The sequence below is a fragment of the Staphylococcus sp. 231237_7MaSpsaltlick genome, from assembly GCF_043107035.1.
This window is the reverse complement of sequence record NZ_JBICNX010000035.1, coordinates 16111-30769: the sequence shown is the minus strand read 5'-3', so window position 1 is coordinate 30769 and position 14659 is coordinate 16111. Positions and strand designations below refer to the sequence as shown.

The 14659-nt window shown below is 31.6% G+C and carries 15 protein-coding genes; 13 read left to right on the top strand and 2 right to left on the bottom strand.

Annotated elements, in window-relative coordinates; all coding sequences use genetic code 11:
• From ACF91D_RS27700 to ACF91D_RS27680, 5 genes are all read left to right on the top strand, one after another.
• The coding region (locus ACF91D_RS27700) for a THUMP domain-containing class I SAM-dependent RNA methyltransferase (RefSeq protein ID WP_392438089.1) at positions 1-836 on the top strand (836 nt) is incomplete at its 5' end.
• Between the two features lie 73 nt (positions 837-909).
• Complete coding sequence (gene rarD, locus ACF91D_RS27695; protein WP_107527975.1) at positions 910-1815, top strand: EamA family transporter RarD; 906 nt, start codon at positions 910-912, stop codon at positions 1813-1815.
• Positions 1816-2134: 319 nt separating this feature from the next.
• A complete protein-coding gene (locus ACF91D_RS27690; protein WP_042738671.1) occupies positions 2135-2767 on the top strand; it encodes an SDR family oxidoreductase in 633 nt (210 codons plus the stop codon).
• Between the two features lie 258 nt (positions 2768-3025).
• Complete coding sequence (locus tag ACF91D_RS27685) at positions 3026-6472, top strand: dynamin family protein (RefSeq protein ID WP_392438086.1); 3447 nt, start codon at positions 3026-3028, stop codon at positions 6470-6472.
• 14 nt (positions 6473-6486) lie between these two features.
• The gene (locus tag ACF91D_RS27680) at positions 6487-7368 is read left to right on the top strand and encodes a 5'-3' exonuclease (protein ID WP_042738673.1); all 882 of its coding nucleotides are present in this window, start codon (positions 6487-6489) and stop codon (positions 7366-7368) included.
• 85 nt (positions 7369-7453) lie between these two features.
• Here the strand turns inward: ACF91D_RS27680 and ACF91D_RS27675 are convergent, their stop codons facing one another.
• Positions 7454-7858: a ribonuclease HI family protein gene (locus ACF91D_RS27675; RefSeq protein WP_107512874.1), complete on the bottom strand. Its 405-nt coding sequence runs from the start codon at positions 7856-7858 to the stop codon at positions 7454-7456.
• Positions 7859-8017: 159 nt separating this feature from the next.
• On the opposite strand from ACF91D_RS27675, the gene ACF91D_RS27670 reads away from it, so the two are divergent.
• Positions 8018-8572 carry an RBBP9/YdeN family alpha/beta hydrolase gene (locus ACF91D_RS27670; protein WP_119624396.1) on the top strand — a complete coding sequence of 185 codons (555 nt, stop codon included), beginning with the start codon at positions 8018-8020 and terminating at the stop codon, positions 8570-8572.
• Positions 8573-8900: 328 nt separating this feature from the next.
• Here the strand turns inward: ACF91D_RS27670 and ACF91D_RS27665 are convergent, their stop codons facing one another.
• On the bottom strand, positions 8901-9605 hold the full coding sequence (locus tag ACF91D_RS27665) for a queuosine precursor transporter (RefSeq protein ID WP_107527930.1): 705 nt from the start codon (positions 9603-9605) through the stop codon (positions 8901-8903).
• 255 nt (positions 9606-9860) lie between these two features.
• On the opposite strand from ACF91D_RS27665, the gene ACF91D_RS27660 reads away from it, so the two are divergent.
• From ACF91D_RS27660 to ACF91D_RS27630, 7 genes are all read left to right on the top strand, one after another.
• Positions 9861-10055, top strand: a complete 195-nt coding sequence (locus ACF91D_RS27660; RefSeq protein ID WP_042738677.1) for a zinc-finger domain-containing protein — start codon at positions 9861-9863, stop codon at positions 10053-10055.
• Positions 10056-10068: 13 nt separating this feature from the next.
• A complete protein-coding gene (locus tag ACF91D_RS27655) occupies positions 10069-10326 on the top strand; it encodes a NifU N-terminal domain-containing protein (protein ID WP_107527931.1) in 258 nt (85 codons plus the stop codon).
• 15 nt (positions 10327-10341) lie between these two features.
• Complete coding sequence (locus ACF91D_RS27650) at positions 10342-11463, top strand: conserved virulence factor C family protein (RefSeq protein ID WP_042738679.1); 1122 nt, start codon at positions 10342-10344, stop codon at positions 11461-11463.
• A gap of 18 nt (positions 11464-11481) precedes the next feature.
• Positions 11482-11916 carry a bacilliredoxin BrxA gene (gene brxA / locus ACF91D_RS27645; RefSeq protein WP_107527932.1) on the top strand — a complete coding sequence of 145 codons (435 nt, stop codon included), beginning with the start codon at positions 11482-11484 and terminating at the stop codon, positions 11914-11916.
• Between the two features lie 248 nt (positions 11917-12164).
• A complete protein-coding gene (locus ACF91D_RS27640; RefSeq protein WP_107528079.1) occupies positions 12165-13121 on the top strand; it encodes a thymidylate synthase in 957 nt (318 codons plus the stop codon).
• 95 nt (positions 13122-13216) lie between these two features.
• The gene (locus ACF91D_RS27635) at positions 13217-13699 is read left to right on the top strand and encodes a dihydrofolate reductase (RefSeq protein WP_107528078.1); all 483 of its coding nucleotides are present in this window, start codon (positions 13217-13219) and stop codon (positions 13697-13699) included.
• Positions 13700-13712: 13 nt separating this feature from the next.
• Positions 13713-14552, top strand: a complete 840-nt coding sequence (locus tag ACF91D_RS27630; RefSeq protein ID WP_119624395.1) for a DegV family protein — start codon at positions 13713-13715, stop codon at positions 14550-14552.
• Positions 14553-14659: the final 107 nt, after the last annotated feature.

Below are 14659 nucleotides of genomic sequence, written 5' to 3'. Positions count from 1 at the left end.
GTGTTAAGTCAACACTTTATAGCGTGCCAGATTGTCAAGCTATAGTTAAAAAAGCAATTGTAGAACGCTTAAAGCGAGCTTACGAGGAAAGAGGTTGGTTAAATGAAACAGGTGCAAAATATCCAGTTGAAGTTGCTATCCTTAAAGACGAAGCTTTATTAACGATTGATACATCAGGTTCAGGTTTAAATAAACGTGGTTACCGTTTAGCACAAGGTGAAGCACCAATTAAAGAAACATTAGCAGCAAGCTTAATCCGTTTAGCGAACTGGACTGGTGATACACCATTAATCGATCCTTTCTGTGGTTCAGGTACAATTGCAATTGAAGCAAGTCTTATTGCTCAGAATATTGCCCCAGGGTTCAATAGAGATTTTGTTTCTGAGACATGGGATATCATGCCAGATAATTTATATAACGAAATGCGAGACGAGGCAGATCAACAAGCAAATTATGATAGAGAAATTGAAATTTATGCTTCAGATATTGATCCTGAAATGATTGAAATCGCAAAACGTAATGCTGAAGAAGTTGGTCTTGCTGACATTATCAATTTCAGCGTAAAAGATGTTAATACATTAACGATTGATACAAATGAACCTGTTGCGTTAATTGGTAACCCACCATATGGTGAACGTATCGGTGATCGTGATGAGGTTGAAAAAATGTATCGTTATATCGGTAAATTGTTACATCAACATGCACGTTTATCTGCGTACGTACTTACTAGTAATTCTGAATTTGAACACTTAACTAATAGAAAAGCTACAAAACGTAGAAAGTTATTTAATGGTTATATCGAATGTACTTATTATCAATATTGGGGTCAACGCTAAATATAGAACAAACGTTCGATAACCGAAAATTTAGCACTTCATATTATAAAACACTTTAAAGGAGGTGCACGATTTGAATAGTGAATTTAAAAAAGGAGTCATTTTTGCATTTGGTGCCTATATCTTATGGGGGATATTGCCAATATATTGGGAATTAATTCAAAATATAGGTGCTTTTGAAATACTAGCCTTTAGAATCATCTTTTCAATGATATTCATGGTATTTATCGTAATCATCAGTAACAAGACAGGGCCATTTATCAAAGACGTGCAACAATTAATAAAACAACCCATTCAACTGATCGCAATTATTGCTGCCGGATATGTCATAACTATCAATTGGGGTACATTTATCTGGGCAGTGACCAATGGACATGTACTACAATCTAGTTTAGGTTATTATATCAATCCTTTAGTCAGCATATTATTAGCTCTAATCTTTTTAAAGGAACGGTTTAATAAAGCTGAATGGTTGGCCATTGCATTAGCGGTCATAGGCGTATTATATATGACATTAAAAATGGGTGTTTTTCCTGGTATTTCATTACTACTAGCAGGTTCATTTGGTATCTATGGCTTGATTAAAAAACTCGTTCCACTTGATGCGATAAGTAGTATCACTATTGAATGTATTGTAACTGCGCCTGCAGGACTGATATATATTTGGTATGTTTGGCAACAAGGAGATTTGACTTTCGGTTACAATGTATCTTCATTCTGGTTACTATTATCTGGTGCAGTCACTGCAGTGCCACTCATTCTATTTTCAGCAGGAGCTAAACGTATTCCATTATCATTAACTGGATTTATACAATATATTGGACCAACGATCATGTTTGTACTCGGCGTCTTTTTATTTAAAGAACCGTTCAATATTGACCAACTCATCACTTTCATATTTATATGGATTGGTATTATCGTATATAGCATCTCACAATATTTCAAAATCAAAAAAGATAAAAATCCAATTATAAATTAACTTCATTTATGATTTATTAAATCTCTAATCACACTGACACCATATATTTTATGTTGCGGTATTGTGTTAGAGATTTTTTTATTTTATAGTCAAATTCATCAATTAGTGCAATAATAATCTATAATATAAAGATTTTTTTAAATTCTTATAATGTTTAAGTAAACATTGAGTTTATTGTTAGAATAAACGGGATAACTGTAGTATTGTGAGACATAAGCGAGGCAAAGTTAAATTAAATGTTAACCGTGATGCAGCCTAAAACAAAGTATAAAAGTATACATCTATATATTAATTAATAACGATTTATAGGAGTGATTACATGACAAGAGTATTAATATTAGGTGCAAATGGTGCAGTTTCTAAAGCAGCTATTAATTCATTTTTAGAAAATACATCATATACCTTACGATTATTTTTAAGAGATGCTAACAGATTACCTGATTTTGCATCAGACCGTATTAGAGTTAGAGAAGGAGACGCGACAAACCTAGATGATGTGAGTCGTGCATTAGAAGATGTAGATATCGTATTCGCAAGTTTATCAGGAGAATTAGATAAAGAAGCGGAAACCATTGTAAAGGCAATGGAAGATAAAGAAGTCAAACGTTTGATATTTGTCACTGCGCTTGGTATTTATGATGAAGTGCCAGGAGAATTTGGTCAATGGATTAAAACACAAATTGGTGACCAATTGAGTACTTACAGAAAGGCAGCAGATATTATTGAGGCTTCTAATTTGGATTATACGATATTCCGACCTGCATGGTTAACTGAAAAAAATGAGATTGATTATGAAATCTCAACAAGAGCAGAACCATTTAAAGGTACAGAAGTGTCTAGAAAAAGTGTTGCTGCAGTTGCCGTTAATATCGCCAAAAATCCCGAACTATATTTTAAAGAAAACATTGGAATAAGCAAACCCAATACTGATAATCAAATCCCTAACATTTAGGGTTCAACAATTAAACTATATGTCTATTAGGGTAATCCAAATAATGTTAGTTTTTAAACCATCCGCTTTAAGGGTGGTTTTTTTATGATGCATTAGCACAATTTAATTCAGTAGCAGCAATACACACTTAACAATGTAGAATTTAGAATGCTTTCATCTTTGAATTTAGTCAGGTATTTTAATTAACTTACTTTTGACAATTGTTATTTTGTTATACAATAAGAATAATTACATATATGTAACAAAGGGGATAATATGATGTCTAACACTGAGCAACTAGATATTTTATATAAATTAAAAAAAGAAGTTGAAAAATCAAACAATGCACGACTCGTACATATCATTAATCAAGTAATTAAAAAAGTATACTTAGAACAATATACTGCTACGTTTGTTGGCCATTTCTCAGCAGGTAAGTCAACGTTAATTAATTTATTGTTTGAAGAAAATATATTACCGAGTTCACCTGTACCAACTACGAGTAATACCGCGATTGTTACTGTTACAGATGAAAATGGTATTATTGCCAATTTAAGTAATAAACAATATACGCAATTAGATAATTATGATGAAGTAAAGCAAATGAACCGTGAAAATTTCGATGTTGAATCTGTAGAGATAAAATATAATTCTCCTAAATTCAATAATGGATTTACCTTGCAAGATACACCAGGTGTTGATTCTAATGTCGCAACACATCAATCAAGTACAGAAGAATTTATGTATACCAGTAATGTATTATTTTATACAGTAGACTATAATCACGTTCAATCTGCATTGAACTTCCAATTTATGAAGCGACTCAACCAAGCCAATGTACCAGTTGTTTTTGTAATTAATCAAATTGATAAACATAACGAAGATGAAATTTCATTTGATACCTTTAAATCTCGCGTAGAAAATTCCATTGCTGAATGGGAAATTAATTTGGATCGTATCTTTTATGTTTCAAAGTTCGAACACGAACACAATGAAATTGAAGCTTTATCAAGTTATCTTGTAGAAAAGGATAATCACAGAGAAACAATCAATGACTATGTGGAACGTATCGTCAAATTTATTACCGATGAGCAATTATCATATATACAATATGAAATAAATGATTTATTAGATAAATTGGATATTTATGAAGCGGATTTCGACCATGCTTATTTGAAATTTCAACAACATCGTGAGGTAAGCGAAGAAGCAAAGTTATTAAATAATCCCGATCGTTTATTTAATTATTTAGAACAAAAACGTAAAGATATATTAGAAAATGCTTATGTCATGACACACGACACACGTGAAACGATTCGACACTATTTAGAAAGTCGTACTAAGGATTTTAAAGTTGGAGGTATCTTCAACCGAAAAAATAAAACACTTGCCGAACAGAATGAAAGGCTCAATCTTGTGGTGCAACAACTACAAGAAAAAGTGAATCAAGAAATTCGTCAACCGCTTCGAAGTGATATGTCATTCTTAACTAGATTTATTAACTCTGCAGAAATTAATAATGATATTTTAAATCAACATTATGAAATCAAACCCGAACTGATTACTGATTTATATCAACAGCAAATTAGTATTAGCAATCAATATGTGCTAACATTTTCAGATGATTTAATGAAAGCAATTAAAAAGTATATAGTGAATGCTTCAAATCCATTATTTAAAAAGGCTATCCAACATTCTAAAGCGAATGATATAGGCATTGAAGAGGAAGATGATTATAACGATTACCAACGCTTTATGGACTTTAGAAATCTTAGAGAGTCATTGCAAACTGAAAATTATATGCACTATTACATCCATATCGACGATTCACTTGATAAACTGATCGATCGTACAGAAATAGATTATAGTCCTAAACATAATCAAGAAACGACTAAAACAACGTTAACACAACATCAAAATACTGAGATAGTCACAAATGATTATACTGAACAAATCCAAAAAGGGTTAAATTTAATTAATGATATTCCATTATTTGAACAAACTAAGAAAGATATTAATGAGACATTAAGACGCCTTGATAATAAAATAATAAAAATAGGTGTATTCGGAACGTTTAGTGCAGGTAAAAGTAGTTTGATTAACGCTTTACTTGGTGATCAATATTTAGTCAGTTCACCAAATCCAACTACTGCGGCAATGACTGAATTATCATATGGTACTGAAAGTCAGATAACATTAAAGGAACCCGAACAGCTACTCAACGAATTAAATCAAGTATTTGAAATAGAAAATAAATCTTTCGAGAGTATTACGGCATTTTTATCACAAAATATTTCAAAATTAACAGCTCATCTTGAAAAAAATAAATTAGCCTTTGTAAAGGCAGTTGAAAAACACTATACAATGTATCAAGATATGATTGATTCAGGCTTAGTTCACACGGTTGAACCTGAAGATATTAAAAAATGGAGTGCTGAAGATGAATATGCCACATTCGTTAATACTGTCCATCTTAAATTGCCTTTAGAATGTCTTAAAGATAAGATTATCGTCGATTCATTAGGTTTACATTCTAATAATCAACGACACACGAATGAAACTGAAAAAATACTTACATCATCTGATTTAATATTGTATGTCAGCTATTTCAACCATTCCTTTACTGATAATGACAAACGTTTCATTGAACATATGAAAGACATGAATCAATTAAATGAAAACCAAGCATTTAAAATGATTATTAACGCAACTGATTTAGCAGAATCTGAAGAAGATTTGAATGCTGTAATTGAATATGTTGGCGATGCATTAGAACAAGTAAATATGAAATCGGATATATTTGCCGTTTCAAGCCGTGCAGCACTAAAATCAGGAGATACAGGAATTGATAAATTACGTGATAGCATTGTCCATTTTGCTCAGGTAGAATCAAAAGGCATATTACAAAAGCAAATGCTTGGTCAACTTGAACATATTTCAAACGCCTTCGACGATATGATTGAAGAATCCAAACATAATCAATCACAAATCGCTCAACGTAAAAAGAAATTAACTCAATATGATCAAACCCAAATCATTTCACAATCTTTACTACAACCAGCAGAACAACGAACTGCTAATGAGGTAGAGGACCAAATTTATCACTTGAGTGAACGTTTGAAAATTCAATTGCTTGATGAAGTCAAATCAGTTTATAATGGTCAAATGACTAAAAACAGTGATTTTTCAGCAGAAAAACGTATTTCAACAAAAAGCTATTTAGATCAAATACATCAACGTTTGTATTTAGAACAATCATTGCTAGTCGAAAGAATCAAAAAGTATTTTGTAGAACAATTATTAATGGAAATCGCACCATTAAAGCAGAAACTTGAACAAATCCACGTGTTTTTTGAACCAGACTTTAAAGATATTGATGAATCATTAAACGAACCATTACTTAAAATTGATTTAGATTCATTAGTTAAGTCATTACCAAAGTCACTGACGAAAAAGAATATTCTACAGCCGAAAACACAAAGTGAAATTCAAGAACAGATCAATACTACTACCATGGAATTCCTAAGTTCTGGTATTGCTGATTTAAGAAAAGCATTAAACGACATCGTTAGTTCACTACAATCACAAGTTGATCAACATTGTAATGCGATAGAAGCAGATTTACATCAGCAAATTAAATCGTTGCTTGCTTTCGATTTAGATAATCAATTAATTCAGCGACTTGAAGAGACAAACAAAACATTACGAGAAATATTGAAAGTATAGAGAGGATTTATTTAATGACAAACAAAATATTACTCATTGATGGAATGGCGCTTTTATTCCGTCACTTTTATGCGACAAGTTTGCACAATCAATTTATGCGTACTTCAACAGGTATGCCTACAAATGGGGTTCAAGGTTTTGTTAGACACGTGTTTACAGCGATTAACGAAATTGATCCATCTCATGTGGCAGTGTGTTGGGATATGGGGAAGGCAACATTTCGAAATGAAATGTACGATGGATATAAACAAAATAGACCTGCGCCACCTGAAGAACTTATTCCACAATTTGATTTTGTTAAAGAAGTATCAAACCAATTTGGTTTTGTAAATATAGGTGTCCAAAATTATGAAGCCGACGATGTAATCGGTACATTAGCACAAGCATATTCTGACGAACATCAAATTTATGTAATTACAGGCGATAGAGATATTTTACAGTGTATTAATCCTAACGTTGAAATATGGTTAACTAAAAAGGGCTTTAATATATATAATCGATACACACTAGATCGCTTCCAATCAGAATATGGTTTAGATCCAAAGCAATTGATCGATGTTAAAGCCTTTATGGGTGATACAGCAGATGGTTATCCTGGAGTTAAAGGTATCGGAGAAAAGACTGCCATTAAACTCATACAAAATCATGGTTCAGTAGAGTCCGTTATCCATGCATTAGATGAACTCACTCCTGGCCAACGTAAAAAAATAGAAACTGATATGGATAATTTAAAACTTTCAAAATCCCTTGCAGAAATTCATACTCAGGTACCTTTAAATGCTTCAAGCTTATTAAATGATATGAAATTTGCAACAGATATCACTAAAATTTTAAACATTTGTAATGAACACGAATTGTTCGTTTCAAGAAAATATTTAACAACTCACTTTAATTAACAATAAAATTAAAACACGTATCGTTCAGGTTTTTAATCTTTACGATACGTGTTTTATTATGTTTATCAATATTGTAACTTAATGATTACTTCTTATTACCTTTAGTAAGTTTATACAAGGCATTTTGCGCATGATGGTTTGCTTCCTTATTTTGCGCTCTTGGTATCCATTTGACAAATAATAAATCAAATTCATGTTCCATTTTAAGCACTTGTTTCAAATAAGGTTTAAATTTTTCATTTTTTACTTGTCCCTTATTTAAAGTATCTTCTATTAATTTAGAATCTGTATAAACCAAAGCAGTCTTTATATCTATTGCTTGCGCTTGTTCTAATGCAAATACTAATCCTGCCCATTCTGCAGTATGGTTATCCATTAACCCTAAATCAATGGTATAGTGATATCTTTGTTCTTCAGTAATGATGACCACAGCGCCTACACTTTGCCCTGGATTACCGGCTGTAGCTGCATCGAAAAATATTTTTGCCATAACTTCACCTACAAATTATATTTATTCTATCTTACCAAACGCTATGTTGTTATACTATATTTTTGAAACAAATTACTTGTTAATATACAACATGTTTCGTATTATAAATTACAAATAATAAACTTTACTAAAACACTCGGGATTAAGGAGAGGTTGTTTATGAAACAACTATTTATAATTCACGGCTACCAAGCAAGCACAAATAGTCATTGGTTCCAATGGTTAGCAGACAAAATGGCAAAGTATGGCTATAAGACACAAATCGTCTATTTACCTAATAGTAAAAATCCAGATTTTAAACAATGGGAACAAGCATTAAAAGATAATTTAGATAATAAACTTAATAACCAAACTATAATTGTAGCTCATAGTCTAGGTGTTATTACTACCTTGAATTATTTATCAAAGCTAAATCAAATGCCAAAAATAAAAGGATTATTTTTAGTTTCAGGATTTATTCAGACATTAAATAATATTCCAGAACTTGATAACTATATTCAACAATGTAAAGTGACGCCTGAAAATATACAAGCAAGCCATATTTATTCTATAGCTGCAAATCAAGATCCAGTTGTAAATATAAAATCATCTGAACAATTATCAAATGCATTCAACATCGATACTTATACAATTCAACATAACGGACACTTTTTAGGAAATGAAGGTTACGAAACATTTAGTGAATTATATAATTTGATATCTAAAACGCTGTGAAATATCTAAATACTAATAAAGTGGTTAGGTTATATTAGAACTTCTTTGATAAATGACTATGGAGCTTCAATTGATAAGTGATTAATAGGTATAGAAAAGACTGCTCACATAATAAACTTAAGCATGTTTATTATATTTTCGAAATTTTGGGCGGATTCTTACGGGATTAGCACTTACTGAAGTCTACATGTTGAAGTAGGGACCGTGGAAACCATGCCCAAATCATTGAAAAATTTTTACAAATAAAAAAGTGAACCTAAATACATTTTAGGCTCACTTAAAAATATACATTTCATTTACTAATTCAAAACTTAGATTCAAAACATATTTAATATCCTTCATCTAATTTTTGTATCTTACCTTTACGATACATAGATTTCGCCCAGTATCCAAAAGGAACATTAAAAATCGTTGAAATTACTTTTAATAAATACGTCGTAATAAAGATTTCAAAGACAGCACCATTCGGCATTGAACCAATAAAGGCAATCGCTACAAATAATGCAGTATCAATAATATTACTAATAATCGTACTACCATATGCCCTTACAATAAACGTTTTATCCGAACTAAAAACTTTTTTAATCATTGAAAAAATAAATACATCTAAATGTTGACCAATAATATAAGCAATGACTGATCCAAGTGCAATACGTGGCACGACATTAAAGATTGTAGCTAGTGCATGTTGAGACGTATCAATAGTAGACGGAATAAAATGAAGCGACATTTGCATCACAATAATCATCACTAAAGTAGAACTAAACCCAATCCATACAGCACGTTTTGCTACTTTCCGACCATAAATATCATTTAAAATATCCGTGGCCAAATAAATAGAAGCAAACATTACATTACCTAAAGTTGCTGAAATTGAAAATAAATCAACTGTTTTAAGTACTTGAATATTAGCAATAATTGTACCAATTGCAATCCAAGCAATTAAGCCTTGTTTGCCAAACATTCTATACATAAACACTAATAATAAAAACGTTACAACAAAGGTGAAAACACCAAATAATTCATTAAACAATAAAAAATCCTCCTAAATTTTGATGATGCGGGTGTTTAGAAACCGCTATTAAACAACTGATTTATTTTACCAAAATATTATAAAATTGCAACCCCCTGAAAATAATAAAAATATCTAATTTTTTCAACTTTAGCCAATACAGTTTTTATATTAAACAATTGTAGTTACAAATGATATAATACGAACAAGTGACCTATACTTAATAAAGATAATTACACATAACATATATCTTTGTTAATTTTCAAAAATAGGAGCGTGACAAATATTTTAACTTATTCAGAAAAAGAAGCGATTGATGCAATCGATTACCTCATGAACACTTATTGTAATCAATGCTTATTAAAGAGTCATAAGAGAAAAACAGAAGGTAAAACACAAGCACATCATTTTTGTATAAATGAATGTTCGATAGGCAAACAAATTAAACAATTAGGAAACGAATTACAATAAGGAGGCAGTTATATTGGATATCAAAGGAATAGAACAAACACCAAGCCCTAATACAATTAAGGTTGTTTTAAATGAAGCTAGAGAAGGTAATCAATCAAATACTTATAATGCTGAGAAAGAAGATCAACCAGCATTTATTAACGCACTGTTAGCAATTGAAGAGGTTACTTCAATTTTTTATGTCATGGATTTCTTAGCTATTAATAAAAGTGACGAATCTGACTGGGATACGATTATTCCTAAAATCACAGAAACTTTAGAAGAAGCGTAAAAAGGAGGTACCTTTATGGAAATAGTTCGCGTAGAACCTACACCAAGTCCTAATACCATGAAAATTGTGTTAAATGAAAAAAGGCAAGATAATAAATCTAATACGTATACTTCTATACAGGATGGACAACCTCATTTCATCAATGACATTTTAGCAATTGAAGGCGTCAAATCTATCTTTCATGTCATGGACTTTTTAGCTGTAGACAAGAAGCCAAAATTTGATTGGGAAGAAGTGTTACCTCAAGTTACAGCAACACTGAAAGAAGATGAAGCAGCAACTGCAAACGAAGCTGTTCCTGACGAACATTTCGGTGAAGTGAAAACAGAAGTATTAAAATTTAAAGGCATACCATATCAAATTAAGTTGACGACCAATACAGAAGAAAAAAGAAAGCAACTACCTGAAATCTTTGTTGACAGTATGTTAGCTGCTCAAAAAGATGAAGATAACATTGTCTTTTTAAGAAAATGGGAAGACTTAGGTGTCAGATATGGCGAATTAGATGAGGTTATGGCAGAGGTTTTTGAAGAAATTACTGCAGTTTACCCAGAATCGACCTTAAAGCAACTGGTCGAGGAAGCACTAGCAACAGATGTGGTTATACCAGAAAAGTCATATCAGCATGTGACATTAGAAACTTATCAATCTGCAAAAGATTGGAAAGATAAGTTAAGAATGTTAAAATCATTTCCTACACCAACGAAAACAGATTTCCCGTTATTAGGGGAAGCATTAAATGAGACTAAAATTCCATTGCGCCGAGAAGCAGTAGTACTTCTTGGTATGATTGAGGATGAAGCAGTATTACCTTATTTATATAAAGGGTTAAATGATAAGAGTCCAGCTGTAAGACGTACTGCGGGTGATTGCCTTAGTGATTTAGGATTTAAAAAGGCCTTGCCAGAAATGGAAAATGCACTTGATGATCCTCAAAAAATTGTCCGTTGGCGTGCTGCAATGTTTATATTTGACGAAGGAAATCAGGAGCAATTACCTGCTTTGAAGGCACATGCAAATGATCCAGCTTATGAGGTTAAATTACAGATAGAAATGGCAATATCACGTATTGAAAATGGAGACGAAGCACTGGGTTCAGTGTGGAAACAAATCGCTAATCGAAATAAAAACAGTTAATTATAGGAGTTGTTATACATGAATGCATACGAAGCATATATGAATGAGCTAGCTACGCAAATGCGTACAGAATTGACGGGTAGAGATTTCAAAAGTTTAGAAAGTGCAGAAGCCGTTAAAGACTTTATGGATAAAGTTAAAGAAGATGAAACAACATTTGTTGTTATTAATTCAACATGTGGCTGTGCTGCAGGTTTAGCTAGACCAGCAGCGGTAACTGTTGCTGAACAAAATGACAAAAAACCTACGCATAAAGTTACAGTATTTGCTGGACAAGATAAAGAGGCTACTGCCGAAATGAGAGATTATATTCAACAGGTACCTTCTAGTCCATCTTATGCATTATTTAAAGGGACAGAATTGAAGCATTTTATACCACGTGAACATATAGAAGGTAGAGATATCCAAGATATCTGTATGGATATTAAAGATGCTTTTGACGATTATTGTTAATTGTCGACTACATTATATATTCTAGATTTATATTTTTAAAATAGACTAATTCGAACCAGTGCTTACAATTCAAATTTTCTATAATATGGATTGTGAACACTGGTTTTTAATATGTTAAGTCATAGTTCAAACCATTTAACAGTCAGTGTAAAATATATCAATTATTTTCTCCACACTGGCTTTAAAATATATTCATTTTCCAATATGATAAACTTAACTAATAATAAAAGGAGAAGGAGTGCATTATTATGCAAAATACCTTTGATCAATCTTATCACGAATTATGCGAAGCGATATTAGAGATAGGTAAAGAAAAAGAAGACCGCACAAACACAGGAACAATTTCAAAATTTGGCCATCAGTTACGTTTTGATTTAACACAAGGATTCCCACTATTAACTACAAAAAAAGTGTCGTTTAAATTAATTGCAACTGAACTGTTATGGTTTATTAAAGGCGATACAAATATTAAATACTTGTTACAATATAATAATAATATTTGGAATGAATGGGCTTTTGAAAATTATATCCAATCAAGTGATTACAATGGTCCGGATATGACTGATTTTGGTCATAAATCACAAACTGATTCAGAATTTAACGAACTTTATAAGGCTGAAATGCAAAAATTTAAGCAAGCCATTTTGACAGATGACGTATTTGCAGAAAAATATGGAAATCTTGGAAATGTATACGGAAAACAGTGGCGTGATTGGATAGATAAAGATGGTAATCATTTTGATCAATTAAAAACAGTGATTGATCAAATTAAACATAATCCTAATTCTAGAAGACACATTGTTTCAGCATGGAATCCAACAGAAATTGATACTATGGCTTTACCACCATGTCATACAATGTTTCAATTCTATGTACAAGACGGTAAATTAAGTTGTCAACTCTATCAACGAAGTGCAGATATATTCCTCGGTGTTCCATTTAACATTGCAAGCTATAGTTTACTAACACATTTAATTGCTAAAGAGTGTAATTTAGAAGTTGGAGAATTTATTCATACATTTGGTGATGCTCATATTTATTCAAATCATATCGACGCAATTGAGACACAGTTAGCTAGAGAGAGTTATGCTCCACCACAATTAAAAATTAATAGCGATGCCTCTATTTTTGATATTGAATACGAAGACTTAGAAATTGTAGATTATGAATCTCATCCAGCAATTAAAGCACCAATTGCAGTATAAAACCGCTTTTTATTTAATAAATTGCACACTTTACTATATAATAATTGAGAGTTCATACAATTTTGAAAAATAGCTCACACAAAGGGAGGACCATCATGACACTTTCAATATTAGTGGCACATGATCAACAGAGGGTAATTGGCATTGACAATAAACTTCCTTGGCATTTGCCAAATGATTTGAAACATGTAAAATCTTTAACGACTGATAACACTTTAGTTATGGGTAGAGCAACGTTCGACTCGATTGGAAAGCCATTACCAAATAGACGTAACGTGGTATTAACTAGGAATAAAGCTTTCCATCATGAAGGTGTCGATGTGATACATTCTATTGATGAAATATTCGAATTACCAGGTCATGTATTTATCTTTGGTGGCCAAACATTATTTGAAGCACTAATTGATCAAGTTGACGATATGTATATCACAGTGATTGAAGATAAATTTAATGGCGATACCTTTTTCCCACCTTATACATTTGAAGAATGGGAAGTAGAATCAGCAGTAACAGGTGAATTAGATGAAAAGAACACTATTCCTCATACATTTTTACATTTAATTCGTAAGCAACATTAACAGGAGGAAATATATGAGTAAAAAGAAAATAGTGACGGACTCAACATCGGATCTTTCTCAAAAATATTTAACTGATAACGATATTAATGTTATTCCATTAAATCTAACGATAGATGGTAAATCATTTGCTGACCAAATTGATATTTCATCAGAAGCTTTTATAGAAAAAATTGAAAATGATGCAGATGTTAAAACAAGTCAACCTGCCATTGGCAAGTTTATAGATTTATATGATGAATTAGGTGCAGATGGTTCAGAAATCATTAGTATCCATATGACTTCTGGATTAAGTGGTACGTATCAAACTGCTTTGCAAGCAAGTCAAATGACTAAGAGTAATGTCACAGTTATCGATTCAAAATCCATATCCTATGGTTTAGGCTATCAAGTACAACATGTAGTCAAATGGAATAATGAGGGACTATCAACTACAGACATCGTTAACCAAATTAATGAATTACAAAAAGATATCAAACTCTACGTTGTTATCGGTCAGTTAAACCAATTAATTAAAGGTGGCCGCATCAGTAAGACAAAAGGTTTAATCGGTAATATGATGAAAATTAAACCTATAGGCACATTAGTTGATGGTAAAATAGAACTTATCCATAATTCACGTACACAAAATGCAAGCATTCAGTATTTGAAAAAGGAAATCACACAATTTATTGGAGATAAAAAAATTAAATCCATTGGAATTGCACATGCAAATATAATTGAATTCGTTGATAAAATCAAAAAACATTTCACTGAAGAATTTAATTTCACTCAATATGATACTAATGTTACAACGCCTGTGATTTCAACGCATACAGGACAAGGTGCAATCGGACTTGTCGTGCTTAGATCCTAAAAGCGAGCTGTCGTAAATATTACAATTAAATCTTGTCTTAAATAAATATTCAATCAATTTTATAGCAAATTCCTTAAATTAGTGGTAATTTTATGACAAAATAGTAT

Coding starts and splice junctions, on each gene's coding strand:
- ACF91D_RS27650 (WP_042738679.1), top strand. CDS start 10,342: ATGGAAATAGTTCGCGTAGAACCTACACCAAGTCCTAATACCATGAAA.
- ACF91D_RS27640 (WP_107528079.1), top strand. CDS start 12,165: ATGCAAAATACCTTTGATCAATCTTATCACGAATTATGCGAAGCGATA.
- ACF91D_RS27685 (WP_392438086.1), top strand. CDS start 3,026: ATGTCTAACACTGAGCAACTAGATATTTTATATAAATTAAAAAAAGAA.
- ACF91D_RS27680 (WP_042738673.1), top strand. CDS start 6,487: ATGACAAACAAAATATTACTCATTGATGGAATGGCGCTTTTATTCCGT.
- brxA (WP_107527932.1), top strand. CDS start 11,482: ATGAATGCATACGAAGCATATATGAATGAGCTAGCTACGCAAATGCGT.
- ACF91D_RS27630 (WP_119624395.1), top strand. CDS start 13,713: ATGAGTAAAAAGAAAATAGTGACGGACTCAACATCGGATCTTTCTCAA.
- ACF91D_RS27675 (WP_107512874.1), bottom strand. CDS start 7,858: ATGGCAAAAATATTTTTCGATGCAGCTACAGCCGGTAATCCAGGGCAA.
- ACF91D_RS27690 (WP_042738671.1), top strand. CDS start 2,135: ATGACAAGAGTATTAATATTAGGTGCAAATGGTGCAGTTTCTAAAGCA.
- ACF91D_RS27670 (WP_119624396.1), top strand. CDS start 8,018: ATGAAACAACTATTTATAATTCACGGCTACCAAGCAAGCACAAATAGT.
- ACF91D_RS27635 (WP_107528078.1), top strand. CDS start 13,217: ATGACACTTTCAATATTAGTGGCACATGATCAACAGAGGGTAATTGGC.